The organism is Pseudoduganella sp. R-32, assembly GCF_049913245.1.
Taxonomy (GTDB): domain Bacteria; phylum Pseudomonadota; class Gammaproteobacteria; order Burkholderiales; family Burkholderiaceae_D; genus Rugamonas.
In genome coordinates this window covers 1,139,704-1,164,582 of record NZ_CP183987.1, presented here as the reverse complement: position 1 = coordinate 1,164,582, position 24,879 = coordinate 1,139,704, and the positions used below count along the sequence as shown (strand labels likewise).

22 protein-coding genes are annotated in these 24,879 nt (G+C 65.9%); 10 read left to right on the top strand and 12 right to left on the bottom strand.

Annotation, left to right across the window (positions count from 1 at the left end; translation table 11 throughout):
- Window position 1: 1 nt before the first annotated feature.
- Both ACN9MU_RS05435 and ACN9MU_RS05430 read left to right on the top strand, forming a co-directional pair.
- Window positions 2-427, top strand: coding sequence for a DoxX family protein (locus ACN9MU_RS05435; protein ID WP_426168147.1), 426 nt, complete (start codon window positions 2-4; stop codon window positions 425-427).
- Window positions 406-1,038, top strand: a complete 633-nt coding sequence (locus ACN9MU_RS05430; RefSeq protein ID WP_426320942.1) for a YoaK family protein — start codon at window positions 406-408, stop codon at window positions 1,036-1,038. Before ACN9MU_RS05435 ends, ACN9MU_RS05430 begins: the two co-directional genes overlap by 22 nt.
- Here the strand turns inward: ACN9MU_RS05430 and ACN9MU_RS05425 are convergent.
- Both ACN9MU_RS05425 and ACN9MU_RS05420 read right to left on the bottom strand, forming a co-directional pair.
- Window positions 1,012-1,659: a response regulator gene (locus ACN9MU_RS05425; protein WP_426168142.1), complete on the bottom strand. Its 648-nt coding sequence runs from the start codon at window positions 1,657-1,659 to the stop codon at window positions 1,012-1,014. The two genes, ACN9MU_RS05430 and ACN9MU_RS05425, sit on opposite strands and share 27 nt — an antisense overlap.
- Window positions 1,660-1,756: 97 nt before the next feature.
- Window positions 1,757-2,641: a CsgG/HfaB family protein gene (locus ACN9MU_RS05420; RefSeq protein WP_426320940.1), complete on the bottom strand. Its 885-nt coding sequence runs from the start codon at window positions 2,639-2,641 to the stop codon at window positions 1,757-1,759.
- 148 nt (window positions 2,642-2,789) lie between these two features.
- Here ACN9MU_RS05420 and ACN9MU_RS05415 point away from each other — a divergent pair, with 148 nt between their 5' ends.
- The gene (locus ACN9MU_RS05415; RefSeq protein WP_426344278.1) at window positions 2,790-4,658 is read left to right on the top strand and encodes a putative bifunctional diguanylate cyclase/phosphodiesterase; all 1,869 of its coding nucleotides are present in this window, start codon (window positions 2,790-2,792) and stop codon (window positions 4,656-4,658) included.
- Here the strand turns inward: ACN9MU_RS05415 and pepN are convergent.
- On the bottom strand, window positions 4,655-7,309 hold the full coding sequence (gene pepN, locus ACN9MU_RS05410; protein ID WP_426344277.1) for an aminopeptidase N: 2,655 nt from the start codon (window positions 7,307-7,309) through the stop codon (window positions 4,655-4,657). The two genes, ACN9MU_RS05415 and pepN, sit on opposite strands and share 4 nt — an antisense overlap.
- A 70-nt stretch (window positions 7,310-7,379) precedes the next feature.
- On the opposite strand from pepN, the gene ACN9MU_RS05405 reads away from it, so the two are divergent.
- Both ACN9MU_RS05405 and ACN9MU_RS05400 read left to right on the top strand, forming a co-directional pair.
- On the top strand, window positions 7,380-7,829 hold the full coding sequence (locus ACN9MU_RS05405) for a GNAT family N-acetyltransferase (RefSeq protein WP_426168131.1): 450 nt from the start codon (window positions 7,380-7,382) through the stop codon (window positions 7,827-7,829).
- On the top strand, window positions 7,826-8,146 hold the full coding sequence (locus tag ACN9MU_RS05400) for a nucleotide pyrophosphohydrolase (RefSeq protein ID WP_426168129.1): 321 nt from the start codon (window positions 7,826-7,828) through the stop codon (window positions 8,144-8,146). Before ACN9MU_RS05405 ends, ACN9MU_RS05400 begins: the two co-directional genes overlap by 4 nt.
- 283 nt (window positions 8,147-8,429) lie before the next feature.
- Here ACN9MU_RS05400 and ACN9MU_RS05395 read toward each other — a convergent pair whose 3' ends face one another.
- The 5 genes from ACN9MU_RS05395 to ACN9MU_RS05375 form a co-directional block, all read right to left on the bottom strand.
- Complete coding sequence (locus ACN9MU_RS05395; RefSeq protein WP_426344276.1) at window positions 8,430-9,191, bottom strand: tRNA(His) guanylyltransferase Thg1 family protein; 762 nt, start codon at window positions 9,189-9,191, stop codon at window positions 8,430-8,432.
- The gene (locus ACN9MU_RS05390; protein ID WP_426336923.1) at window positions 9,181-9,627 is read right to left on the bottom strand and encodes an AAA family ATPase; all 447 of its coding nucleotides are present in this window, start codon (window positions 9,625-9,627) and stop codon (window positions 9,181-9,183) included. The genes ACN9MU_RS05395 and ACN9MU_RS05390 overlap by 11 nt, the downstream gene beginning before the upstream one ends.
- Complete coding sequence (locus ACN9MU_RS05385; protein WP_426168123.1) at window positions 9,627-10,544, bottom strand: alpha/beta hydrolase; 918 nt, start codon at window positions 10,542-10,544, stop codon at window positions 9,627-9,629. Before ACN9MU_RS05385 ends, ACN9MU_RS05390 begins: the two co-directional genes overlap by 1 nt.
- Window positions 10,545-10,698: 154 nt before the next feature.
- Window positions 10,699-12,855: a DEAD/DEAH box helicase gene (locus ACN9MU_RS05380; protein ID WP_426320931.1), complete on the bottom strand. Its 2,157-nt coding sequence runs from the start codon at window positions 12,853-12,855 to the stop codon at window positions 10,699-10,701.
- Window positions 12,856-13,021: 166 nt separating this feature from the next.
- A complete protein-coding gene (locus ACN9MU_RS05375; RefSeq protein WP_426344275.1) occupies window positions 13,022-13,831 on the bottom strand; it encodes an SDR family oxidoreductase in 810 nt (269 codons plus the stop codon).
- Between the two features lie 57 nt (window positions 13,832-13,888).
- On the opposite strand from ACN9MU_RS05375, the gene ACN9MU_RS05370 reads away from it, so the two are divergent.
- Complete coding sequence (locus ACN9MU_RS05370; protein WP_426344274.1) at window positions 13,889-15,508, top strand: M28 family peptidase; 1,620 nt, start codon at window positions 13,889-13,891, stop codon at window positions 15,506-15,508.
- Here the strand turns inward: ACN9MU_RS05370 and ACN9MU_RS05365 are convergent.
- Complete coding sequence (locus tag ACN9MU_RS05365) at window positions 15,489-18,287, bottom strand: bifunctional diguanylate cyclase/phosphodiesterase (protein ID WP_426168114.1); 2,799 nt, start codon at window positions 18,285-18,287, stop codon at window positions 15,489-15,491. The two genes, ACN9MU_RS05370 and ACN9MU_RS05365, sit on opposite strands and share 20 nt — an antisense overlap.
- A 147-nt stretch (window positions 18,288-18,434) precedes the next feature.
- On the opposite strand from ACN9MU_RS05365, the gene ACN9MU_RS05360 reads away from it, so the two are divergent.
- From ACN9MU_RS05360 to ACN9MU_RS05345, 4 genes are all read left to right on the top strand, one after another.
- On the top strand, window positions 18,435-18,887 hold the full coding sequence (locus ACN9MU_RS05360; protein ID WP_426168112.1) for a host attachment protein: 453 nt from the start codon (window positions 18,435-18,437) through the stop codon (window positions 18,885-18,887).
- A gap of 4 nt (window positions 18,888-18,891) precedes the next feature.
- On the top strand, window positions 18,892-19,590 hold the full coding sequence (locus tag ACN9MU_RS05355) for a dienelactone hydrolase family protein (RefSeq protein ID WP_426320926.1): 699 nt from the start codon (window positions 18,892-18,894) through the stop codon (window positions 19,588-19,590).
- 66 nt (window positions 19,591-19,656) lie between these two features.
- Window positions 19,657-20,916, top strand: coding sequence for a PQQ-dependent sugar dehydrogenase (locus ACN9MU_RS05350; RefSeq protein ID WP_426168108.1), 1,260 nt, complete (start codon window positions 19,657-19,659; stop codon window positions 20,914-20,916).
- A 62-nt stretch (window positions 20,917-20,978) separates the two neighbouring features.
- A complete protein-coding gene (locus tag ACN9MU_RS05345) occupies window positions 20,979-21,422 on the top strand; it encodes a thioesterase family protein (RefSeq protein ID WP_426168106.1) in 444 nt (147 codons plus the stop codon).
- A gap of 9 nt (window positions 21,423-21,431) precedes the next feature.
- Here the strand turns inward: ACN9MU_RS05345 and ACN9MU_RS05340 are convergent, their stop codons facing one another.
- The 3 genes from ACN9MU_RS05340 to ACN9MU_RS05330 all read right to left on the bottom strand — a co-directional run bounded on the left by ACN9MU_RS05340 (window position 21,432) and on the right by ACN9MU_RS05330 (window position 24,866).
- Window positions 21,432-21,935 carry a DUF3016 domain-containing protein gene (locus ACN9MU_RS05340; protein WP_426320924.1) on the bottom strand — a complete coding sequence of 168 codons (504 nt, stop codon included), beginning with the start codon at window positions 21,933-21,935 and terminating at the stop codon, window positions 21,432-21,434.
- Window positions 21,936-22,085: 150 nt separating this feature from the next.
- A complete protein-coding gene (locus ACN9MU_RS05335) occupies window positions 22,086-24,269 on the bottom strand; it encodes a PhoX family protein (protein WP_426344273.1) in 2,184 nt (727 codons plus the stop codon).
- Window positions 24,270-24,377: 108 nt separating this feature from the next.
- Window positions 24,378-24,866 carry a GNAT family N-acetyltransferase gene (locus ACN9MU_RS05330; protein ID WP_426344272.1) on the bottom strand — a complete coding sequence of 163 codons (489 nt, stop codon included), beginning with the start codon at window positions 24,864-24,866 and terminating at the stop codon, window positions 24,378-24,380.
- Window positions 24,867-24,879: the final 13 nt, after the last annotated feature.

Genomic DNA, 24,879 nt, shown 5'->3' with positions numbered 1-24,879 from the left:
CATGGCGCCGCACAGGCCCGGCGCGGGCATCCGCGCCCTGCACTGGCTGGCCCTGCTCCTGCTGTGCGCAGCATACCTGCAGGGCGGCTTGAACAAGCTGCTCGACTTCGGCAGCGCGGTCGGCGAAATGCAGCACTTCGGGCTGCAGCCGGCAGCGCCGCTGGCAATCCTGGTCATCGCCGGCGAACTGGGGTCGGCGGCGATGATCCTGAGCGGCCGCCTGCGCTGGCTGGGCGCCGCCTGGCTGGCCCTGTTCACGGTGGCGGCCAGCTTCATCGCCAACCGTTATTGGGAAATGGCGGGCATGGAACGCTTCATGGCGGCCAACAGCTTTTACGAGCACCTCGGCCTGGCTGGCGGCTTCCTGCTGGTGGCCTGGCACGACCTGACACGCAAGGAGGGCAGATGGCACGCGGAACGACCCTGAGTTTCCTGGCCGGCTACGTCGACACCCTTGGCTTCGTGGCCTTGCATGGCCTGTTCACGGCCCACGTGACGGGCAACTTCGTCCTGCTCGGACGGGAGGTGGTGTCGCCGGGTAATGACGTGCTGCTCAAGCTGCTCGCCTTCCCTGCTTTCGTCGGCGGCGTGGTGGCAGTGCGGGCCCTGGTGCGGCGCTGCCAGGGCGGCGGCAGGGAGGCGCTGCGGCCGGCCCACCTGCTGCAGGCGGCGCTGATGCTGGCGGCAGCGGCCAGCGCGCGCTGGGACATGGCTGCCGGCCTGCTGTGCGCTGCCGCCATGGGAGCGCAGAACGGCTACGGCAAGCTGCTGCTGGCGAAACTGCCGGCCAGCACGGTCATGACCGGCAATGTCACGCAACTGGTGATCGACTGCCTGGACCGCGTGGGCGGCGCAGAACGGCCCGCGCTGGCGGCGCTGGGCGGCGGCGTGCTGGCCTTTGCGGCGGGCTGCGTGGCGGGCGCGCTGGCATCGCGCTGGGGCATGGGCGTCGGCCTGCTTCCGGCCGTGGCGCTGCTGCTGGCAATGGCGGCGCTGGCCGGGCAGCAGCCATCAAAGCCCGATAATGCCGCGCTTTAAGGCAATGGTGACGGCGTGCGTGCGGTCGTTGGCGCCGAGCTTGGCCAGGATGCTGCGCATGTGCGCCTTCACGGTTTCTTCCGAAATCGCCAGCTGGCTGGCGATGCGCTTGTTGGCGTTGCCGGCTGCCGCGCATTGCAGCACCTCGGCCTCGCGTTCGCTGAGCAGGGCGGCGCCCAGGTGGCTGGCCAGCTGCTGCGCGATTTCCGGCGAGATGTAGCGCTGGCCGCCGTGCACGGCACGGATCATGCCCACCAGCTCCTTGCGCAAGCTGCTCTTGAGCAGGAAGCCGCTGGCGCCGGCCTCCAGCGCGCGCCGCACCTGGGCGTCGCCGCCGAAGGTGGTCAGCATCACGATGCGCGCCGCCGGGAACTGGGCGCGAATGGCCTGCAGCGCCTCAAGGCCGCACATGCCGGGCATGGCGAGGTCCATGATGGCCAGGTCGGGGCGCACGGAGGCCCAGGCGGCAACGGCTTCGCGGCCGTCGCCGGCTTCGGCCGCCACCTGCATGTCGGGCTGGCCGGCAATCGCATCGGCCAGGCCGGCGCGCAGCATGGGATGGTCGTCCACCAGCAGCACCCGGATTGGCGCGGCGGTGTCTGGAATGGTCTGGGTGTTCAAGGTATAGCTCCGCGCAAGACTGCAAGGGGAACTATAACAACGGATGGCGGGACTGGCAATTTGCCGGGCGTGCTGTACGCCCGGCAAACGGGTGGAATTACTTCTTCTTGGCCTTGGCTTTGGCAGCAGGCGCCTGCACCTGCGACTGCGCGGCCACCGGCTGCTGCGAAGCGGCGGTGGTGCCGCCCTGCACGCCCAGCGCGCCGCCGGTGCCCAGGCCGCCGGCGACTTCCTGCTGCTTGTAGTTGCGCACCGCGCGCACCACGTTGTTGTACGAATCCATGAAGGCCGCCACCAGGATCTTGCCTTCCGGGGTGTTGGTGTAGCCGCTGGCGCCGGCCGCGGCGCCGCCGCCGAACAGGGCGCCGAACGCGCCGAAGTCGGTGTTCTTGGCGCTGCCCTCGGCTGCCGCCAGCTGCACGCCGGAACGGTTGTCGATCATCAGCAGCATGGTCGACGCTTCATTGGTCTTCATATTGCCGGCCACCATGCCGGCCACGCTGCCGATCAGGCCAAAGCCGCCCAGTGCGCCGCCCACGCCCGAAGTGCCTTTCTGGCTGAAGGTGATGGTCGGGCTCATGGTGTAGTCGGCAGCGGCGATCTGGCCCTTGCCGTAGTTGCTGTTGGCGCGCATCTCGCCCGATTTTTCCAGCGCGCGCTCGCCCATCATGTGGTCCATGGCGGCGCCGCGCTCCACCACCACGAAGCAGTTCGACTGCTGGATCATCATGCGCAGCACCGGCGTGGTGGAGCCCAGCTTGTACTGGCTCAGTTGCTGGAACCACGGCATGCTGCGGTCTTCCACCACCGACAGGGTGCCCAGCGGCCGGTCGCATTTTTCCAGCTGGGTGTTGGCATTGGCGGCGGTGGCGCCGCCGGCGCTGCCGGTGGCCACGGTACTGCCGCCGCCGAGGGTTGGTTGGGTGCCGGCACAACCGGCCAGCGCCAGGGCCGCCACGGCCGCGAACAGTTTGGTCTTCATACGTAGATCCCCTAATTTTTGGATGAAACGGCCGATTTTATAAGAAAGGCATGCCAGAAAAACTATCAAATAGTCACGCTGAGGCTGCCGTGACACAAGCCGCCATTGGGCGTACCATCAAGGTTCCGAAGAGCAAGGAAGCTAGCCCATGGCTGCCCCCGACCAGATCACCCACTGGCGCGAAAAAATCTTTGCCCGCCTGGTCCAGATTGTGCTGGTACTGGGCCTGGCCACGGCCATTCCAAGCATCGTGCAATCGCTGCGCGAAGGGCTGTGGGGCGTGGTGGTGGTCGACGCGGTTGCGCTGTCCTGGCTGACTGCCCTGTGGCGGCTGCAGGAAGTAGTGTCCTACCCGGTGCGCGCCATGCAGTTCCTGCTGATTACCTTCGCGGTCGGCGTGGCGCTGATGCTGCAGGTCGGTCCCGTGGCGCACACCTACCTGCTGGCGGTGCCCTGCCTGGCCGCGCTGCTGGTGGGCCTGAAGCCGGCCATCTGGCTGCTGCTGGCCGGCGCCGTCGCCATCGTGCTGACCGGCTTTGCGCCGCCGCCCGATCCGGCAGCCGTCGGCCTGTCCGACGACGCCGCCTTGCGCGCTTCGATCGTGGCGCTCAATTACCTGTTCATTGCCGGCATCCTCACCCTGAGCTGCGGCGTGCTGCTGCGCCACCTGGCGCGCTCGCTGGCCGAAGGCGAGCAACTGGCGTTCTACGACCCGCTGACCGGGCTGCCGAACCGGCGCCTGTTGCTGGACCGCCTGGCCGGGCTGTTGGCCAGTTCCGAGCGCCAGCAGGTGTTCAGCGCCGTGATGTTTGTCGACCTCGACCGCTTCAAGACCATCAACGATGCGCGCGGCCATGCCACCGGCGACCATTTGCTGCGGCTGGCCGCGCAGCGCCTGTCGGAAGCGGTGCGCAAGAGCGACACCGTGGCGCGCATCGGCGGCGACGAATTCGTGGTGCTGCTGGCGCACCTGGCGCCCGACCTGGCCGCGGCCGGCAATGCGGCGCAAGCGGTAGCGGAAAAGATCCGCGCCGCGCTGGCGCAGGAGTTCGAGATTGCCGGCCAGGGCTACGGCTGCTCGGCCAGCATCGGCGTCACGCTGCTGCCACGGTACGGCCAGCAGGCCGACGACCTGCTGCGCGAGGCCGATACCGCGATGTACCGCGCCAAGGGCGCCGGCCGCAACGGCATTGCCTTCTTCGAAGCGGCCATGCAGGCCGAAGTCGAGCGGCGCCTGACGCTGGAGCGCGAGCTGGGCCAGGCCATCGAGCAGGACCGCCTGCACGTGGTGTTCCAGCCGCAGTTCGATTGCCAGGGGCGGCTGCACGGCGCCGAATTGCTGATGCGCTGGGAGCGCGACGAGGGCGGCATGGTGTCGCCGGCCATCTTCATCCCGCTGGCGGAAGAAGCGGGCCTGATCGTGCCGCTCGGGCTATGGGCCTTGAAGCAGGCCTGCCTGGCGCAGCAGCGCATGTCGGTGCTGGGCCTGTCCTTGCCGCTGTCGGTCAACGTCAGCCCGCAGCAGTTCCGCCAGGCCGACTTCGTGCAGCAGGTGCGCACGATCTTGCAGGAGCACGGCATGGAACCGGCGCTATTGATCCTGGAGGTGACGGAAGGCCTGCTGGTGGAGAAAATGGATGAAATCGTGGCGCGCATGAACGAGCTGGCCGAGCTCGGGGTGCGCTTTTCCATCGACGATTTCGGCACCGGCTATTCCAGCCTGGCCTACCTGAAGCGCATGCCGCTGTATGAGCTGAAGATCGACCGCAGCTTCATCATGGACATGCCGGACGACGCCAGCGACGTGGTGATCGTGCAGACCATCCTGGCCATGGCCGGCCAGATGGGCTTGCGGGTAGTGGCGGAAGGGGTGGAGACGCAGGCCCAGGCCGACTTCCTGGCGGCCCACGGCTGCCATGCACTGCAAGGCTACCTGCTGGGCCGTCCGGCGCCGCTGCCGGCGCTGCTCGACCTGCTGGCTGCGCAGGCCGAGCTCTCCACCGGGGCTGCCGTCTAGTTGAGCTTCACCGTCAGGGCCTTGCGGATCGCCACGCAGCGCTGGTCTTCCTGGTGCGCCACCAGCAGCGAGCGGCGGGTGCCGGCGCTCAGGCCGGGGTTGGCAGCTGCGGTATCGGCCAGGCGCTGCACGCTCTGCGCCGTGCAGGTGGCCGGGATCATGGCACCTGCATAGTCGCGCATGAAGACCGGGCCGGCCGACTTGTCCAGCACGGGCAACTGGGCCAGGCGCGCCGCAGCGCTCTGCTCATTGAGCGCCACCTGCGAGGAAGGATACAGCGCATGCATCGCGGTGCGGATGCGCGAGAACGGCAGCTTGGTCTGCGTGTCGCCGATCCTGGCCAGCCATTCCTGCTTCACCTTGGCATCCGGGCGTGCGGCCTGGGCTGCCACGGCAGCCAGCTCGCCGCTGTCGGATTTGTCCTTGGCCTGCTCGGCGGCGATGCGCGCCTCGGCGCCCGGATAATCCTTGCGGTTCAGGACAGCGATCATGTCCCAGCGCAGGTCCTGGCTCAGGGTCAGGCCGGCCAGCTTTTCGCGGCCGTCCAGCATGGCGGCGATGCGCTCCAGCGAATCCTTGCTGCCGGCAGTGCCAAGGTAGGCGCCGAACCAGCGGCGCTGGAAGTCGCCCTTGCTGGCCTTGGCCTGCAGCCACGCCATCTTTTCCAGGCGCCCTACCACGGTGCGCGTGTAGGCGCCGTCGGCCGACATGGTGCGCAGGTAGCGGATCGACTGGGCCATCTTGCCCAGCACGTCGCCCAGCAGCACGTAGTCCTTTTCCTGCGGCGCGTTGACCAGCACCGTGTCGAGGAATTCGTTGAGCGGCAGCGCGCCGTCGCGCACGTTGTCCCACATGCTGTGCCACAGCATGGTGCGCAGCAGCTTGTCTTCCACCTTGCTCACGTCCTGGCGCGCGGTGGCAAAGGAGCGGGTATCGAGCTTGGCTTTCACAAAGCCCCAGTCCTGGTAGTTCGGGTAGACCAGGTCCGGGCAAGCCGCGCCCTTCAGCTCCGGCACGTCCGTCTTGGCGCCCTTGTAGGTCACCGGCAGCACCTTGGCAATATCCAGCTGCTTGCCCTGCTTCTGCATCAGGGCCAGTTGCACGCGCTGTTCACGCAGGGTCGGGAATTGCGCCACGGCCGTTTGCTGCAGGCTGAAGGCGTCGATCTTGCCGGCCTTGCAGCTGTAGTTGGCGGTGATGGTGTTCACGCCCGGCTGGTACAGCCAGTCCTGGGTCCACTGGCCCAGGTCGCGGCCGGCCGCTTCGGCCAGGCTGCCGATGAAGTCATCCAGTCTGGCGTTACTGAACTGGTACTTGACCAGGTAGTTATGCACGCCCTTGCGGAAGGTCTCTTCGCCCAGCAGGTGGCGCAACTGCTTCAGGGTCGAAGCGCCTTTCGAGTAGGTGATGGCGTCGATGTTGTCGAAGGCGTTGGCGGTCGACGGCACCGGGGTTTCGATCGGGTGGGTGGTGACGCGCTGGTCCTGCACGTAGGCGTCCGACTTGCCCTGCGAATAGAAATACTGCCAGGCGGAGTCCTTGTATTCGGTGGCTTCGGCGGTAGCCAGGGTGCCCATGAAGGAAGCGAAGCTCTCGTTCAGCCACAGGCCGTTCCACCACTGCATGGTGACCAGGTCGCCGAACCACTGGTGCGCCATTTCGTGCATGATGACGCTGGCCAGGTCGTGCTTCTCGGCGCTGGTCATCTTGTCCTTGTGCAGGAAGGAGTGTTCGGCGAAGGTGACCGCGCCGGCGTTTTCCATCGCCCCATACAGGAAGTCCGGCACCAGCAGCTGGTCATACTTGCCGTACTGGTAAGGAATGCCGAAGTAGTCGTCAAACCAGGCCAGGCCTTGTTTCGTGTATTCGAACCACGGCGCCGGGTCGACCTGGTCGGCCACCGACTGGCGCGCGAACAGGCGCATCGGGTACTTGGCGCTGGTAGCGTCTTCCCACACCTTGTACGGACCGGCGTGCATGGAGAAGTTGTAAGGGCTGAGGATCTTTGAGACAGGGAAGGTCCAGCGCTTGCCGTTGGCTACGTCTTCCACTTTGGATTCACGCGTGGTGGACACCACGGTCCAGTCGGCAGGCGCGGTGACGTTGACCTGGTAGGTGGCCTTCAGGTCCGGCTGGTCGAACAGCGCGAACATCTGGTGCGCGGCGGCCGGTTCGAAGTGCGAGTAGGTGTAGACGCGGCCATCGACCGGATCGACCATGCGGTGCAGGCCTTCGCCATTGGTGCTGTGCTTGCGCTCGAATTCCACGGTAACGCTGTTGCGGCCTGCCTTCAGGTCGGCGGCGGCCAGCGTGATGAACCAGTTGTTGTACTGCGTCGCGGCGACCTGCTTGCCGTTGACCAGCAGGCGCTTGATGGTGGCCTTGTCCAGGTCCAGCGTCAGCGGCTGCGCGTTGTCTTTGAGGTCGAAAGCGACGGTGGTGGTGTTGCTGAAGCTTTCCTGGCCGGTCAGCGTGAAGTCGAGGACATAAGCGACATTGGACACGCGCGCCGAGCGGGCGGCAGCATCGACCTGGCTCAGGTAAGGGTTTTCAGCGCGCGGGGTAATGGCGCTATTGTCGGCCGCGATGCCGCTGGTGGCGACAAGTGCACTGACTGCCAGTGTAATGGCATGAGGAACTAGCGATTTCATGGTTATCCTTAGACATGTCTCGCCCCGGACCGGCCCCGGTCAGGTGGCGCAGGGATGATACCATTGGGCGATGGACATCAAACTCGAGACCCCCAACCAGCCCGAAGTCGTGGCCCTGATCGACCTGCTGGATGCTTACCAGCTGTCGCTGTATCCACCGGAAAGCGTGTATGCGCTCGACATGAATTCGCTGCTGCAGCCGAATGTGCTGTTTGCCGTGGCGCGCAATCTCGACGGCGCTGCGGTGGGCTGCGGCGCCATCGTCGTGACGCCGGAGTACGGGGAAGTGAAGCGCATGTTCGTGCATCCGTCCGCGCGCGGCCAGGGCGTGGCGCAGCGCCTGCTCGGGATGCTGGAAACGGAAGCGCTGGCGCGCGGCTGCCGCCAGTTCATGCTGGAGACCGGACCTTCGCAGCCGGAAGCGATCGGGTTGTATGAGCGACTGGGCTACCGCGTGCGCGGACCGTATGGCGATTACCGCGACGACCCCTTGAGCGTGTTCATGGAGAAAACGGCGTGAGCGACTCGTTGCAGGACCTGCGCGAGCGCACCCGTGCCTTTGCCGCTGCGCGCGACTGGGAGCAGTACCACACGCCGAAGAACCTGGCGATGGCGCTGTCGGTGGAAGTGGCCGAACTAGCCGAGCATTTCCAGTGGCTGCCCACCGGCCGCGCCGGCGAACTGGCCGACGGCCAGCATGAGGCGATCCGCCATGAACTGGCCGATGTGCTGCTTTACCTGGTGCATATCGCCGACAAGCTCGATGTCGACCTGCACGCGGCGGCGCTGGAAAAAATCCAGCTCAATGCCATTAAGTACCCAACGCCGAAAGCTTGACCGGCCACAGCGACTACAGCGGCTACTCGCGCATTGACTGCGCCAGTGCTGCTTAATCGTGCTCAAGATGACTCGACGGCACTCAGAGCAAAAACGAGCATCAAAAGAGCTACGATGAGCAAGGAATGAGCAGGGATAAGCAGCAATGAGCTGCTTTGCGAACAAAGTTGACCGGCCTCGGAATTGAGAGGAGCCCCTCAGAGTCGTCCGATTGTTCGCAATGGCTTAGAACCGAGGGGTCGGGGAAGTTCCGCCTGAGTTCGAAAGATGCCAGGCTGGCGGATCAAGCGCCTTCAATCAGGTTTGCGACGAAGGCGCTGTACTCGTCGCGCATCGGGAGTTCAAGGTCCGTCACAATTGCGCGGCGGTGCGACACGACCGGCACTTTGTCCTTCGGGTTGAAACCCGCTTTCTCTTCGACGCCCCAATACAGGCCCACGCCGCGCTTCTGCCAGTTCGGCATTTCGTTGAAATTGATCCCGCGGCTAAACAGCAGCTCGTTTTTGTCCGCGAGCGATTTGCCGGCAATCGTTGCGGCGGCGCTGTTCGGCTCCACGCCTTCCTTGCGCAGCATCCAGTAGCAGTGGGCGTTCAATGCGTTGCGGTGCGCGTCTTCGTTACGCCAGCGGAAGTAGTCGACCACCAGGCGCTTGGTGGGCAGCTCCGAAATCCGGCAATCGAAAGCACCCAACTGTCCCAGCATCAGGCTGAATTTGGCGGATGCCTCACCGGCGAGGATAGAGTTGTATTTCCGGGTCTTGCGGCCGAAGACATTGATGTCCGGGTCGAACAGCAGGGAGATTTCGTCGCTCTCGGTGTAACCGTAGATGACCTTGAAACCGCAGTTCATCAAATGCCTGGTGGTTTCGATCATCAAGTCGCGGAAGCGGACATCGAACGGGGCCTCAAAGCCGGCAAGCTCCTTGGTCAGGCGCGTAAAACTGCGGCCGTCGATCCTCGCGACCATATAGATGCCCGGCAGGACGCACTGGTCATGCGCGGTTTCATACACCCGCATTGATTCGTCGAGTTCATCAAACTTCACTAATCCATTCCTTTACAACACGTTCTCCGTTAATCCAGTCGACGTAGAACAGTTCATCAATGCCTTCCTCGCGCGCCGGGATTTCCAGCCGCTTGTGAGTGCTGAAGATGCCGACCTGCGGTATGCATTCGGCCCCTTGTCGCTGGCCGTTCCATTCAAGCGACCGGTCAAGGTCGCTCTTGAAGTAATAACACCTGATGCAATAGCCGTGCTCCTTCAGCATCGCGATATAGCGCGCCCGCACTTCCCTGCTGACATTCGTGTTATCGATCACCAGCGGCATTCCAGTATCGAAGCAAAGCGCGAACATCAGTTTTTCCCTGTTCTTCGTTTTCAGCAAATCGTTACTGATGCGGACGTGGGAATTGAAGAAGTGCTCTTTATAAAAGGTCGATTTGCCGGAGGCCTGGATGCCGACAAACATGATCGCTTCCATCAGAATCCCAGCGCCTTGCGGATCTGTGCATTGACGATTCCCCAGGCTTTCGAGTCGGCCGAGACTTCGTCGTAGTGGCTGCCGCCTGGCAGAACCAGCACCTCCGCTGAGTCGCCCGCAGCCTTGGCGCGACGGGCGTAGTTTTCTCCAGTAACGGCCGGCGAAATATCGTCATGCTCGCCGTGGATCAGGATCGTGTTCACTCCGGCCGGAAGCATTTCAGCCGGCGAGGTGTCGGCGAAAACGTCGGGGCGCGAAGCGCTCGGCAGGCCGGCAATCTGAGCGGTCTCGCGATCGCAGGTGCGCCGGATCAGGGCGGCTTCGTTGCGCAGGTCGGCCAGGCCGCCGAGGCTGATGACGGTGTTGATCTTCAGCGGCTGCGGCGCCCAGGCAGGGCTCCACTCGGGCAGCTTGTGGCGTGAGACCGCCCACTGTGCAAGGTGGCCGCCGGCGGAATGGCCGACTGCGACGATGCGGCTCAGGTCCAGGGCACTGGACTTGGCTTCGTGCTTCAGCAAGTCCACAGCGGTGGCCACGTCCTGGTACATGCCGGGATAGCCGCCGCCGTCTTCATCGTAGCGGCGGTATTCCACGTTCCAGACCGCGATGCCTTGCCGGGTCAGCGCGCCCGCCATATTGCGCATCTGCTCGATGCCGCCGAAGTGCACAGTCCAGCAGCCACCGTGGATCAGTACGACGACGGGGTGCGGGCCGGGGCCTGCCGGCTTGAACAGCTCAACGTACTGGCTTGGCGAGGGGCCGTACATAACTCGCTTGTCCGGCGCGGGCCCCTTCAGCGCGAGGTAATCCTGCAAGTCCATGGGCTTGGTGACCACGGCGTCGGCCGGCGCAGCGGACGCACCGACAGCGGCGGCACCCACGGCGGCGCACAGGGAATGGCGGATCAGTTTGTGCATGGCTATCTCGGTGAAGTCCGGAACAGCCAGCAGCATAGCTTGTGGATGGCCAATTCGGCAACAAGCCTGGTTGACGCCGCTATTGTCGGCGCGGTTCAGGGGCTCCAGAGAAGGGGGCCAGGCGACTCGCCAGGCCCGGTCGTTTCGACGTGGATCAGCGCTTCGGCTTGGCTACCGGCTTTTTCGGCGGGGTGTGCTTGCCTGACATCGGCGGCATGGCGTCGGCCAGCGACATTTTCAGCTGCTTGCCGCCGACCCAGACTTTGCGCAGGTGCTTGAAGATGTCGTCCGGCATGCCGTCCGGCATCTCGACGAAGGCATGGTCTTCGAGGATTTCGATGCGACCGATGAAGCGCGACTCGAGGCCGCTCTCATTGGCGATGGCGCCAACCAGATTGCCGGCATTGACGCCATCCCCCGAACCGACTTCCACGCGGTAGGCGCGCATTGGCATTGGCGCACCCTCGCCTGCCGCGGCCTTGTCCTTCTTCTTGCGCTTGGGTGCTTCCTCGAACATCGGCTCGTCGTCATCGGCGCGTTCGGACAGCGGTGGCGCGGCGCGTTCCGGGCGCTCGGCGCGCTCAGGCTTGGCTGCGCGTGGCGCCTTGGCGGCTGGCGCCGGTGGCGGCGTTTCGCCGTCGCGGTGAATGCGCAATGCCTGGCCTGCAACGCGCAGCGCGGCAATCGCATCGATGTCGCCCGGCAGCAGGTCGGCCGGCATGTCCAGCAGCGAGTAGTCGTCGTAGATTTCAATGCGGCCGATGAACTTGGAATCGATGCCGCCTTCGTTGGCGATGGCGCCGACGATGTTGCCCGGCTTGACGCCGTGCTGGTAGCCCACTTCCACGCGGTAGGTCGCCATGCCCTGCTCCGGCTCGCGCTCGATGCGCTCCTTCTTCGGACGCGGCTCACGTGGCTCACGCGGTTCACGCGGCTCGCGGCCCTGGCCCTGGCCTTCCTGGCGTGGCGCGCCGTCTTCATGCCAGCCTTTTTCGCGCGACTTGTCCAGCAGCAACGGCTTGCCACCGCAGGCCATCATTGCCAGCGCGGCTGCCACCTCCACCGCCGGGATATTGTGTTCTGCCTCATATTCGCGCACCAGGTTTTCGAAGAAGGACAGGCCTTCCTGCGCCAGGGTGTCGGTGATCTGGTCCTTGAACTTGCTGATGCGGACGTCGTTGACCGCCTGCAGCGTCGGCAACGTCATCGGCGTGACCGGCTGGCGCGTCGTGCGCTCGATCAGTTTCAACAGGTTGCGCTCGCGCGGCGTGATGAACAGGATCGCCTCGCCGCTGCGGCCCGCGCGGCCGGTGCGGCCGATGCGGTGGGTGTAGCTTTCCGGGTCGTACGGCACGTCGTAGTTGACCACGTGCGAAATGCGCTCCACGTCCAGGCCGCGCGCGGCAACGTCGGTGGCGACCAGGATGTCGATCTTGCCGTCCTTGAGCTGGCCGATGATGCGCTCGCGCGCCGCCTGCTGCATGTCGCCGTTGATGGCGCCGGCCGAGAAGCCGCGCGCCTGCAGGCGCTCAGCCAGTTCCTCGGTGCCGATCTTGGTGCGCGAGAAGATGATCATGCCGTCGAACGGCTCCGCTTCCAGGATGCGGGTCAACGCGTCCAGCTTGTGCATGCCGGACACCAGCCAGTAGCGCTGGCGGATATTGGTGTTGGTGGTGGTCTTGGCCGCCACCATCACTTCGGCCGGGTCGTTCAGGTAGGTGGTGGCGATGCGTTTGACCTGGGCCGGCATGGTGGCCGAGAACAGCGCGGTCTGGCGCGAGTCAGGGGTCTCCTGCAGGATGCGCTCGACGTCCTCGATGAAGCCCATGCGCAGCATCTCGTCCGCTTCGTCCAGCACCAGGGTTTTCAGCTGCGACAGGTCGAGCGAGCCCTTTTCCAGGTGGTCGATGACGCGGCCAGGGGTGCCGACCACCACGTGCACGCCGCGGCGCAGCGCCTGCAACTGCGGGCCGTAGGACTGGCCGCCGTAGATCGGCAGCACGTGGAATTTCGGGATGTGGGTGGCGTAGCGCTGGAAGGCTTCGGCTACCTGGATCGCCAGTTCGCGGGTCGGCGCCAGCACCAGCGCCTGCGGCGCGGCCTGCTTGATGTCGATCCGCGACAAGATCGGCAGCGCAAAAGCGGCGGTCTTGCCGGTGCCGGTTTGCGCGGTGCCCAGCACGTCGCGGTTTTCCAGCAGGTACGGGATGGTGGAGGCCTGGATCGGAGACGGGGTCTCGTAGCCTACTTCTTTCAGCGCCTTCAAAATGGGGGCGCTGAGGTTCAAATCGGTAAACAGGGTGTCAGACATGGCGGCACTCGTGAGGTTATTGTTGTATCGCCTGATGCGACGGAAAGCGCTATTTTACCCTTTTAAACCGGCACCCCGGTGTCCGACCCACAGGGTCAGACACCAACACGCGGCCGCCGCAGGCCAGGTGTCTGACCCTGCGGGTCAGACACCGCTTTGCCGGTTTTCAGGTGTGCGGCTTCACATCATCCTTCAGCGCATTCAGGGCCATTTTCTCGATCAGCCCCGGCGCCAGCAGCTTGAGCCAGCGTCCCAGCTTGCCCTTGGCCGTCATCACCACCTCGCGCCGGCGGCCCGCCATCCCATCGATAATCAGCTGCGCGCATTCAGCCACCGGCATCGCATCGTCTTCGCGCAGGCTGCTCCTGCCCAGTTCCCCGCCGGCAGCGTTATAACCTCGATAACGGATCTGGGTATCCACCACGCCCGGATAGGCGGTGGTCACGCTGACGCCATGCGGCTTCATTTCCGCCCGCAGTGCCTCGAAGAAGCCCGCCATGGCGAATTTGGTGGCGCCGTAGGCCGTGCGCCCCGGCACGCCAACCAGCCCGGCCAGCGACGACACGGCCACGATCCTGCCCTGCGACGCCTTCAGGTATGGCAGCGCGGCGTGGGTGCACCAGATGGCGCCCCACAGGTTCACTTTCATCAGGTCTTCATACCAGCCCAGGTCCGTCACGTCCTCGAACAGGGCGTGGGCCGAGCGGCCGGCGTTGTTGACCAGGGCGTCGATGCGGCCGAAGCGTTCCACCGCGGCAGCCACCAGGTGGCGGCACTGGTCCTGCTGCGCCACGTCGGTGGCCGCCACCAGCGTTGCCGCGCCGGCGCCGCCGCAGTCGGCAGCCACCGCCTGCAGGGCGGCCTCGTTGCGCGCGGCCAGCACCAGCGCCACATCCTTGCCGCGCGTGCGCGCCAGCTGGCGCGCCATTTCTGCTCCGATGCCGTCGGATGCGCCGGTGATGATAATGACTTCCATGTATCTCCTTTGTTTCGACGCCGGGAATGCGCTCCATTATGGGGTAAGATCCCCGCCATGCATACCAAGTACCTGATCCCTGCCAGCCTGCTGCTGGCGGTCGCTTCTGCCGCAGCGCAGCAAGCGCCAACCGTCAAGGAAGCGCCGCTGCGCGCCCACCTTTCCTTCCTCGCTGACGACCTGCTCGAGGGCCGCGGCACCGGCCAGCGCGGCGGCGACCTGGCAGTGCGCTACCTGGAGACCCAGGCTGCCGCCATCGGCCTGCAGCCGCTGGCCGACGGCTCCTATCGCCAGCCGGTGAGGTTCCAGGGCACCCGCCTGCAGCCCGGCAGTTCGATCACATTCTCTGCCGGCGCCAGCACCCTGAAGCCGCGCCTGGGCGAGGACGTCCTGATCGGCACCGGCAGCGGCCGCGCCGAAGTGATATTCGATGCGCCGCTGGTGTTCGTCGGCTACGGCGCCATCGCGCCGGAGGAAAACTGGAACGACTACAAGGACGCCGACGTCAAGGGCAAGATCCTGGTCATGATGGTCAACGACCCGCAGCCCACCGCCGAAGAACCGAGCCGCTTTGCCGGCAAAGGCTACACCTATTACGGCCGCTGGATGTACAAGTACGAAGAAGCGGTGCGCCGCGGCGCCGCCGGCGCGCTGCTGATCCACACCACGCCATCGGCCGCCTATGGCTGGAACGTCCCCGCCACCAGCTTCTCGCTGGAACGCTTCCATGCGCCCGGCGGCGGCAACCTGGTTGAAGGCTGGCTGTCCGAAGACTACACGCGCACCCTGTTCAGGGCTGCCGGCTTCGAGCTGGACGCCCTGCGCGCCGCCGCCGAACGCCGCGACTTCCGCCCGGTGGTCCTGAACATCAGCGCCCACAGCGAAATCCGCTCCAGCGTGCGCCAGGTCGAGCAGTTCAACGTGGTCGGCATCGTGCCCGGCAGCGACCCGACACTGAGGGACCAGGCGGTGGTCTATTCCGCGCACTGGGACCATCTGGGCAAGGCCGACGGCCCGGCCGACGGCACGGACCGCATCTACAACGGCGCCATCGACAACGGTTCCGGCGCCGCCGCCCTGCTGGCGATGGCTGCCGCCGCGGTGCAGAAACCGGCCAAGCGCTCGCAAGTCTTCCTGTGGCCGGCCGCCGAGGAAGTGGGCATGCACGGCGCGCAGGCCTACGTCGCCAACCCGGCCTTCCCGCTCAAGCGCACGCTGGCCGACCTGAACCTCGATTCGATGAATTTTGCCGGCCGCACCAGGGACATCGGCGTGGCCGGCGCCGAGCGCAGCTCGCTGCATGACAGCGCGGCCAAGGTGGCCAGGCAGATGGGCCTGAAACTGGCGCCGCCGATCCCCGACCTGTCGGGCGCCTACTTCCGCGCCGACCACTTCCAGTTCGCCAAGGCGGGCGTGCCGGCCTTTAACGTCGGTTCCGCCGTGTTCTCCGGCGACGGCCACTTCGAGTTCGAGCATGCGCACGATGCCTCGGCCGCCAGCATCGTCGCCTTCAAGCGCGACTACCACAGCGTCAAGGACGAATACCATGCCAGCTGGGATTTGTCGGGCATGGTGCAGCAAGCCCAGTTCACCCTGAACCTGGGCTATGAAGTCGCCAACGGCAAGGCCATGCCGGCCTGGAAGAAAGGCGACCCGTTCAGCTTTGTGAAGCGCTAGCCGCCGCTTCATCCTGCTGCAGCAGGGCGAGGAAGCCTTCGGCCGGCAGCGGCCGGCCGAAGAAGTAGCCCTGCATGTGGCGGCAGCCATGGCGGCGCAGGAAGTCCAGCTGTTCCTGCGTCTCCACCCCTTCCGAGATCACTTCCAGCCCCAGGTTGCGGGCCAGCGCGATGATGGTGGTGACGATGGCGGCATCGTCGGGATCGACCGTCAGGTCGCGCACGAAGGTCTGGTCGATCTTCAGCACGTCGATCTCGAAGCGCTTCAGGTGCGCCAGCGAGGAATAGCCGGTGCCGAAGTCGTCGATCGCCAGCTTCACGCCCAGCTTCTTCAATGCGTGCATGACGGCCATGGCGTGCGCCACGTCGTTCATCACGGCGCTCTCGGTCAGTTCCAGCTCCAGGCAGTGCGGCGCCAGGCCGGTATCGGCCAGCACCTCCGCCACGCCCTGCACGAAGTCCGGCTCTGCCAGCTGGCGCGCCGAGACGTTGACGGCGATGCGCAAGTGCTTGCGCCCGTCGCGCTGCCAGTCGCGCAGCTGGCGGCAGGCGGTGCGCAGCACCCAGTGGCCGACGGCCAGGATCTGGCCGGTCTCCTCCGCCAGCGGGATGAAGCGGTTGGGCGCCACCATGCCCATTTCCGGATGGCGCCAGCGGATCAGCGCCTCCATGCCCATGATGCGGCCGCTGGCGCAGTCGACCTGGGGCTGGTAATGCAGCTCGAACTCGCGCCGCTCCAGCGCCGTGCGCAGCGCGCTTTCGATGCGCAGCCGCTCGCCCAGGCGCTCGTTCAGGGCCGCGGTGTAGAACTGGTACTGGTTGCCGCCCATTTCCTTGGCGCGGAACATGGCGATGTCGGCCCGCTCGGCCAGCACGCCGGGTTCCTTGCTGTCGGTCGGGAACACGGCGATGCCGGCGCTGGCGGTCAGGAACAGCTCGGTGCCATCGAGCACCAGCGGCGCCGCCAGGCTGTCCAGCACGCGCTGCAGCTGTTCGGCGCGCGGCGCCAGGCCGCCCCGTTCCGGTAACAGCAGCAGCGCAAACTCGTCCCCGCCCAGGCGCGCCACCGTGTCGACCGGCCGCACGGCCGCCTGCAGCCGCGCCGCCACGATCTGCAGCAGGCGGTCGCCGCCCTTGTGGCCCAGGCGGCTGTTGGTGAACTTGAAGCGATCAAGGTCGATCGACACCAGCCACAGTTCATGCCCCTTGCGCCCCGAGTGCTGGATGGTCTGCGCCAGCCGGTCCTGCAGCAGCACGCGGTTGGGCAGGCCGGTCAGCGCATCGTGGGTCGAGCGGTGTTCCAGCTCCGACTCATAGGCCTTGATGGCGGTGATGTCGTGCTGGATCGAGATGAAGTTGACCACCACGCCGTGCTCGTCGCGCACCGGCGACAGCACCACGTCGTTCCAGTACTGGGTGCCGTCCTTGCGGTAGCAGCGCAGCACCGCGTGGCCGTCGCGCTGCTCGCGGATCGCCGCCCGCAGCTCGTCGATGCCGGGCTGGTCGAGGTCATCGCCAAACAGCACGCGCGGGCTGCGGCCCAGCGCTTCCTGCGCGCGGTAGCCGGTGATGCGTTCATACGCCGGGTTCACGTACACGATCGGGTTGTGCGGTTCGGCCGCCGTGATCATCACCGCATTGGTGCTCGACTCGATGGCGCGCTGGCGCAGCAGCAAGGCCTGGTTGGCCGCCTTCAGTTCCGCCGTGCGCGTGGCCACGCGCTGCTGGATCAGCAGCTTGCGGCGCTTGAGCGAATCGATGAAGGCCGAGCCGATCAGGGTAATCAGCACGCCCAGCGCCAGCGTGGACAGCGAAGCCAGGTGCTCGCTGGCCAGGATGCGCGCGCCGGGCGTGGCCACCATCAGCCAGCGCGAGCCCGCCACGTCGAGCGCCAGCTGCAGCGGCGCCGTGCGGGCCGGGTACAGCCAGGCCGGCAGGGACAGGCCGCCGTGCGATGGGGCCGGCGCCGCGTCGTACACCAGGGCGACCGGATCGGGTTCGGCGCTGGCATACACCTGCAGGTCGAGCGCGCCGGCGTCTGGCCCGGCGCTGGCGAAGATCTTCTCGATCATTGCGCCCGGCTGCAAGGTCAGGGCCGTCTCGCCGACCACCGTGCCGCCCGGCGCGGCGCCGGCGTACAAGGGCATCGCCACCACCACGCCAAGGCGCTGGCGCGCGCCGTCGCGCTGCGCCAGTTGCACCAGCGGCCCGGCCGCCGGGGCGCCGCTGGCATAGGCGCGCTGGCGCGCGCCGTCGTCGCGGCCGGGAAACAGGGTATCGAGGCCGAGCGCCGCCTCGTTGCCGGCCAGCGGTTCGATGTAGTCGATCACCCGGTAGCGCGGCCGCACGGCGGCCGGCTGCGCTGCGCCGGCGCGCAGCTCGCGCACCGTGGCGCCGGGCTGCAGCGCCTGCAGACCGGCCTCGAAGGCCGGCCGTTCGGCGTGCTCGATGTAGCGCAGGTAGCTGATGCCCAGCACATAGGGCCGGCGCACCAGCAGCGGCGTGACGAAACGATGGAATTCCTCGCGGCTGGCGCCGGGGCGGGCCACGAACAGCTGGTTGACCGCATGCAGGCTGGCCAGGGCGCTGCCGATGCCCTCGCGCAGCACGAAAGCGCGCGCCTGCACGCGCTGCTCGAAAGCCAGTTGCGCGCGCTGCGCTTCCAGCCGGCTGACGCCGGCAAACAGGACGCCGGTCAGGCCGAAGCCGCACAGCAGCGCCAGCACCGCCGTGCGCGTGCGGAACGGTTGCCGTGATGCTGCGCTGATCGGATCGTCCATCGTGTCCCTGCCTTCGCTTTGCCAGCTTACCATTGTCGCACGGTCGGCCATTTAATGCCATATGGAAACATTTTCCGCCCGGCTCACGCGCGCCAAGCGCTGCGGCAGCGGCCTATACTGGGCTGCCCACACCACGAGGAGGCGACCATGGAAAACACCTGGATCGTCGTGGCTGACAGCAGCCACGCCCGCATCTTCCAATTGCGCGACGGCCAGTTGCCGGCCGAAGAGATCGAAGACCTGGCCAACCCGCTGGGACGCGCCGACAACCGCCAGCTGGCTTCCGACGGCCACGGCCAGTATTTCGGCCCCGAAGGGCGCGGCCACACCGCGCCGCGGGTGGAAGAACCGGTGCAGCACGAGGTGCGCCAGTTCGCGCGCGAAATCGGGCACCGGCTCGATACGGCCGCCGCCCAGGACCGCTTCCAGCACCTGGCCCTGGTGGCCGCGCCGCGCTTCCTGGGCCTGCTGCGCGACAGCCTGGACAAGCAGACCCGCAAGCTGGTCACGGCCGAAGTGGCCAAGAACGTGTCGGCCTTTGCGCGCCAGGACCTCGATGCCTGCCTGCAGGCGCTGGCCCGGCCGCAGCAAGGCGGCTAAGGCCATGGACCTCAGCACGCAATGGGTCACGGTGCAGGGCCCGGACGGCGCCTTCGACGCCTTCCTGGCCCTGCCGCGCAGCGGCCACGGCCCCGCCCTGCTCTTGCTGCAGGAAATCTTCGGCGTCAACGCCCACATCCGCGCGGTGGCCGAGCAATATGCGGCCGACGGCTATGTAGTGCTGGCGCCCGACCTGTTCTGGCGCCAGGGCAAGCGCCTGGAGTTCGGCTATGACGAGGCGGACTGGGGCCGCGCCGCCCAGTGCATGCAGCGCACCGACGTGGCGCAGGCCCAGGCCGACATCGGCGCTGCCGCGGCTGCACTGCGCGCCACGCCCGGCGCCGCAGGCCGGCTGGCCGCGCTGGGCTATTGCTGGGGCGGCCGCATGGCCTACCTGGCCCTGGCCAATGACCACGCCGAGCATGCGGTCGCCTACTACGGCGGCGGCATCCAGCATTGCCTGGAGCGCGCCGACGACATCCGCGCGCCGCTGCTGCTGCACTTTGGCGGGCGCGACGCCCACATCCCGCTGGAGGCCGTGCGCCAGGTGGCCGAGCGTTTCGGCGCGCGCGAACAGGTTGAAATCCACCTCTACCCGGACGCCGAACACGGCTTCAACTGCAACCACCGCAACAGCTACCACCAGCCCAGCGCCGCCGAAGCGCATGGCCACACCCTGCTGTTTTTAAGTGAAAACCAGTAAGTGCGTTCCCGCACAGATGGCGCAGTTGGGCAGTCCTAAAGTTGGCTGCTAACCCAACCGGAGGAAATGATGGCTGATGACCTGAATTCCCGGCCCGCGCCTGCGGCCCTCGCTGTGTCCCCGGCCAGCACGCTGGCTGCAACCTTGATGGCCGCGCTGCTGGCAGCTTGCGGTGGCGGCGGCGGTGGCAGTTCGCCCCCCGTGACGCAACCGGCGCCACCGCCGCCGGAACCGCCGAAGCCGGCCTTCGCGCTGGCCGTGAAGGAAGTGGCAAGCGGCCTCAGCACTCCCCTGTTGCTGACCGCACCGGCTGGCGATGCGCGCCGCTTCATTGTCGAGCGCCCGGGCCGCATCCGCATCCTCGGCAGCGACGGCACGCTGCGCAGCACGCCGTTCCTCGACTTGACCGGCCTGCTCAGCACGGACGGCGAAGGCGGCCTGCTGTCGATGGCCTTCCATCCGAACTACGCCCAGACCGGCCGCTTCTACATCTATTACACGGACAAGTTCAGCAACATCGCCATCGACGAAGTGAAAGTCTCGGCCGATGCCAACGTGGCCGACGCCAACTCGCTCAAGCGCATCATCACCATCCCGCACCCGACGTACACCAACCACATGGGCGGCATGCTGGCCTTCGGCGCCGACGGCTACCTGTATGCCGGCACCGGCGACGGCGGCGGCGCTGGCGACCCGAGCGGCAATGCGCAAAACCTCGACTCCCTGCTGGGCAAGCTGCTGCGCCTGAAGGTGGACGACGTGGTGGCGCCGCTGTATAACGTGCCGGCCGACAATCCCTTTGTCGGCCAAGCCGGCAAGCGCGGCGAAATCTGGGCCTACGGCTTGCGCAACCCTTGGCGCTTCGCCTTCGACAACACGACATCGTCGCTGTACATTGCCGACGTCGGCCAGGCCTTGAAGGAGGAAGTCGACGTGGTGGCGGCCGGCGCCAAGGCAGTCAACTACGGCTGGAACACCATGGAAGGGACCAGTTGCTACAACGCCAGCACCTGTTCCCAGCAAGGACTGACCCTGCCCGTCTTCGAGTACGACCACGGCAGCAACAATGCCAACGGCTGTTCGATCACCGGCGGCTTTGTCTACCGCGGCACGGCCTTGCCGGAACTGGCCGGCCGCTACCTCTATTCGGATTATTGCAAGGGCTTCCTGAAGAGCTTCCTGTATAGCAACGGCGCAGTCAGCGAAGCGAAAGACTGGGCGGTGGGCGATATCGGCCAGGTCCCGGCCTTCGGCCAGGATGCCGCGGGCGAGCTGTACATGCTGAGCGAATCCGGCAAGGTGTACCAGATCATCCGCAAACCGTAAGGACCGGTCCCGGTGGCGAAGGCGCGCTACAATGGGCGCTTTCCCACCAGCCCGCGAAAGACATGGCCAGACTGACGCTTGCGTTCCCGGAAGACCAATTCTGCTTTTCGACCCAGCTGACGGTCCGCGTGACCGACATCAACGGCGCCAACCACCTCGGCAACGACTCGATGATTTCCATGATCTCGGAAGCGCGGGCGCGCTTCCTGTTCGAGTTCGGCGTGCAGGAAACGGAAGCCGACGGCACCGGCATCATCGTCACCGACCTGGCCACCACCTACCGCGCCGAAGCGCACGCGCGCGACCAGCTGCTGTTCGAGGTAGGCGTGATGGATTTCAACAAGTATGGCGGCGACGTCATCTTCCGCATCACCCGTCCGGCCGATGGCACGCTGGTTGCCATGGCCAAGCAAGGCTTCGTGTTCTACCACTACCGCCACAGCCAGGTGGTGCCGATGCCGGACGACTTCCGCGCCAAGTTCAGCCGCGTGAACTGGATCGACTGAGCGGCAACATTACTTGCTGCTGAGCTGGGTCGGTGCGCCGAACGTTTTCTTGAACCAATCGTCGACCATCGGCTTTTCATACCGCAGCGAATCACCGCCCGCGTAACGGTTCAGGCCGTCCAGGTACATCATGTTGCTGAGGCGGTCGGTGCCGCTGGCAAGCACCTTGCCATCCTGTTGCAGCGTATATTGCAATTCCATGGTCGGCCAGTCGGCCCCGCCGCGCAGGATGCGCAAGTCGTGCAGGGAACGGCGGCGCGGCTCGACGCGGCCGGCCAGGTCGATGTCGGTCACGGTGATCGACAATTGCTGGTTGGCCGGCAATTGCCTGGCCAGGGATTCGAAATGGGTAGTCAATTCCTTCAGCACCTGGTCACGGTCCTGTTCCCAGAACGGCACGTCCGTGAATTTGTCCGGGTCCTGGTACTTGACGGTCACCCCGCCTGCCGAGGCGGCGCCAGCCGCCGCCAGCAGCAGGGCAGCGGCGATCCAGAAGCGAGTTTGGCGTTTCATGATGGGTTTCCTTTCCTAGATAAGCTTCAATATACTCCTCGCCCCCGCCCCTGCTGTCATTGAAACAATTCCTGACAAAAAAAACGGGCCGGATACGTCCGGCCCAGAATAAATGGGGACGTACCCCATTTTTCAGACAACTTTTTACAATCAGCTACCGATGCGCCCGCCGTCGTTCTTGGTGATGGCGATGGTGGCCGAACGCGGACGCTTGCCCACGCCGTAGCCGGCATTGCTTGGCCATTGGCTGGTGTATTTGGCCGGGTCGGCGATATTGGCGTTGGCCGTGCCCTCACCCGGGTGCTGGATGTTGACGAACAGCGTCTTGCCATCCGGCGTTTCGGTGATGCCGGTCAGTTCGCAGTCGACCGGGCCGACCAGGAAGCGCTTCAGCGTGTCGGCAGTCGGGGTCTTGCCGACGAAGGTGTCGACATTGGTGGCGCCGTACGCCAGCGTGACTTTCTTGCCGTCGCCCACCTGGCCTGGCAGGCCGGCCAGCATCATGCAGTTGGTGACGTCGGTATAGGCGCCGTCGTCGGTCTGGATCCAGCAGATGCCGGTGGAGCGCGAGAAGGCCAGGCCGTCCGGGCTGGAGAAATCCTGGTCGGCAGTCAGGCTGGACAGGTTGACCAGGCTTGGGTTGGCATCGGACTGGGCGCCGAACAGGTAGACGTCCCAGGTAAAGGCGGCGGAAGCGTTGCCGTCTTTTTCCTTGACGCGCAGGATGTGGCCATTGACGTTGCCGGTCTGCTTGGACGTGCCCTTCATGTCTTCATAGGTGCGCGGATTCGGGCCGTCCGGTGCGGTACGGGCGCTGTTGTTGGTGAGGGTGAAGTAGACCTCGCCATTGGCCGGGTTGACCGAGCACCATTCCGGGCGGTCCATCTTGGTGGCGCCCACGGCGTCGGCCGCCAGGCGGGCGTTGACCAGCACGTCGGCCTGGTCGGCGAACTTATAGGTCGTGTAAGCGGCGATGGCGGCATTGCTGATGTTCAGCTCGATCCAGGAACCGCTGCCGTCGGCAGCAAACTTGGCCACGAACAGCTTGCCTGAATCCAGGTATTTGTCGCCAGTGGCCAGCAGGTCGGCCGGCGCAGCGTCGGCCTCGCTCCAGGTGGCGGTGGAGACGAATTTGTAGATGTACTCGTTGCGCGAATCGTCGCCCATGTACACGGCCAGCGGCTGGCCGGCCACGGTCTTTCCGAAGGCGGCGCTTTCGTGGGCGTAGCGGCCCAGCGCGGTGCGCTTGCGCAGATTCTTGCCCTTGTTGTACGGATCGGCTTCCACGATATAGCCCATGCCGTTCATTTCGTTGCGGTAGTCGTCGCTGCCATCGAGCGAAGCACCGAGCTTGGAGTTGTTCCAGCGCGCGTACTTGTCGTCGGCGCCGCCCGATTCCCAGCCGTGGCGCGAAGCGGCGCCCTGGCTGCGTCCGTAGCGCTTGAGCGCGGCGACGCTCTTGTCGTTGCCGCGCGCGGCATCGTCGGTAGCGCTGCGGGTGAAGTAGCCGCTCCAGTTTTCTTCGCCGGAGACGAAGGAACCCCATGGGGTGCGGCCGGTGCCGCAGTTGTTCAGGGTGCCGCGGATCTTGCTGCCGTCCGGCGAGTACTTGGTCTTCACTAGGGCATTGCCTTTCACCGGGCCGCTGAGGTCGCAGTCAGTCAGGCAGGTGACGCGGCGGTTGAATGCCGAATCCTTGACGTATTCCCATTTGCCTGCGTTCTTGCGCACTTCCACCACGGAGATGCCGTGCAGCGAAGTTTCGCGGTCGATTTCCGCGGCCGGGCGCGGCAGGGTGTTGGTGCCGCCATTGGCGTGGATGAAGAAGGATGCCAGCTTTTCGTTAGTGGTCGCTTCGTGATTGATGGCCAGCAGGCCGCGGTCGTTGCCGCTGGCAGAAGGTTTGCCGGCACTGTCCAGGCCGAAGAATTCCATGCCGTCGTGGTGGTCGCCGGCACGGTTCTCGAAGTCGGCATCGCTGCCATCGTTCTTGAAGGCCGTGGCGGAAGCGGTCAACGGATCGCCCAGTGCATAGATGACGGTGGCGGTGTAGCCGGCCGGCACGGTGACCAGGTCGGCCAGGCTCTTGCCCACGGCCGCAAAGCCCAGCAGCTTTTCAACCGGCGCCGGCGTTTCCGGCTTGGTGACCACCGGTGCATCGTCGCCGCCGCCGCAGGCGGTCAGGGTGGCAGAACCCATCATCACGGAGATGGCCGACGCTACCGAACCGCGCAGCAGGTTGCGGCGGCTGATGCGCTTGTCGAGAATTTCGCTGAAGTGCTCGTTCGGGGTATCGTTGTAGCCGATATCGTCGTGATCGATTTTGTTTTCCATGACGCTTTCCAAAAGTGGGGGAGTTGAAACTGCCCGCCATTCTAGGAAGCGAAAATGACAACATTGTGACTAGCCGATTGCGCGCCGCAAACGAAAGAAGCGGCCGGTTCACCTTTCGCTCGCCCGCCACTCCATCTTCTGCAGCTGGATATGCGGGTGGCTTTCCAGTGCTTCCCATTGCGGCAGGAACTGGAAGCCGAGCTTCCGGTAAAACGCTGCAGCGCGTCCGTTCGCAGGCGACACCTCGAGCACCACGCGCTGGTGGCCTTGCGCTTGCGCGTGCCGCTTCATGGCATCGACCAGCGCTGCCGCCGCGCCACTGCCGCGGTGTGCCGGCTTGACCCACATCGCGATCACGCTGAACTCCTGCGCTTGACTCAGGACACCACCGATCATGCCGACCGGCATGCCGCCGTCGAAGGCCAGCAGATAGGCCGCCGGCCCGCGCCCCGCGGCACGGTCCTGCCACTGGCTATCCGGGTTGGCAGCGGCGCTGGCGTGCGTCACGCCAAAGGCAGTTGGCGCATCAAGCAGCGCAGCAAGGCGCAGCTCCTTGAGGGTGGTCCAGTCGTGTTCGGTCGTAGGTCGGATCAGCATGCAGCGAGTATAG

Coding starts and splice junctions, on each gene's coding strand:
- ACN9MU_RS05435 (WP_426168147.1), top strand. CDS start 2: ATGGCGCCGCACAGGCCCGGCGCGGGCATCCGCGCCCTGCACTGGCTG.
- ACN9MU_RS05430 (WP_426320942.1), top strand. CDS start 406: ATGGCACGCGGAACGACCCTGAGTTTCCTGGCCGGCTACGTCGACACC.
- ACN9MU_RS05420 (WP_426320940.1), bottom strand. CDS start 2,641: ATGAAGACCAAACTGTTCGCGGCCGTGGCGGCCCTGGCGCTGGCCGGT.
- ACN9MU_RS05415 (WP_426344278.1), top strand. CDS start 2,790: ATGGCTGCCCCCGACCAGATCACCCACTGGCGCGAAAAAATCTTTGCC.
- pepN (WP_426344277.1), bottom strand. CDS start 7,309: ATGAAATCGCTAGTTCCTCATGCCATTACACTGGCAGTCAGTGCACTT.
- ACN9MU_RS05405 (WP_426168131.1), top strand. CDS start 7,380: ATGGACATCAAACTCGAGACCCCCAACCAGCCCGAAGTCGTGGCCCTG.
- ACN9MU_RS05390 (WP_426336923.1), bottom strand. CDS start 9,627: ATGGAAGCGATCATGTTTGTCGGCATCCAGGCCTCCGGCAAATCGACC.
- ACN9MU_RS05385 (WP_426168123.1), bottom strand. CDS start 10,544: ATGCACAAACTGATCCGCCATTCCCTGTGCGCCGCCGTGGGTGCCGCC.
- ACN9MU_RS05380 (WP_426320931.1), bottom strand. CDS start 12,855: ATGTCTGACACCCTGTTTACCGATTTGAACCTCAGCGCCCCCATTTTG.
- ACN9MU_RS05375 (WP_426344275.1), bottom strand. CDS start 13,831: ATGGAAGTCATTATCATCACCGGCGCATCCGACGGCATCGGAGCAGAA.
- ACN9MU_RS05370 (WP_426344274.1), top strand. CDS start 13,889: ATGCATACCAAGTACCTGATCCCTGCCAGCCTGCTGCTGGCGGTCGCT.
- ACN9MU_RS05365 (WP_426168114.1), bottom strand. CDS start 18,287: ATGGACGATCCGATCAGCGCAGCATCACGGCAACCGTTCCGCACGCGC.
- ACN9MU_RS05360 (WP_426168112.1), top strand. CDS start 18,435: ATGGAAAACACCTGGATCGTCGTGGCTGACAGCAGCCACGCCCGCATC.
- ACN9MU_RS05355 (WP_426320926.1), top strand. CDS start 18,892: ATGGACCTCAGCACGCAATGGGTCACGGTGCAGGGCCCGGACGGCGCC.
- ACN9MU_RS05350 (WP_426168108.1), top strand. CDS start 19,657: ATGATGGCTGATGACCTGAATTCCCGGCCCGCGCCTGCGGCCCTCGCT.
- ACN9MU_RS05345 (WP_426168106.1), top strand. CDS start 20,979: ATGGCCAGACTGACGCTTGCGTTCCCGGAAGACCAATTCTGCTTTTCG.
- ACN9MU_RS05340 (WP_426320924.1), bottom strand. CDS start 21,935: ATGAAACGCCAAACTCGCTTCTGGATCGCCGCTGCCCTGCTGCTGGCG.
- ACN9MU_RS05335 (WP_426344273.1), bottom strand. CDS start 24,269: ATGGAAAACAAAATCGATCACGACGATATCGGCTACAACGATACCCCG.
- ACN9MU_RS05330 (WP_426344272.1), bottom strand. CDS start 24,866: ATGCTGATCCGACCTACGACCGAACACGACTGGACCACCCTCAAGGAG.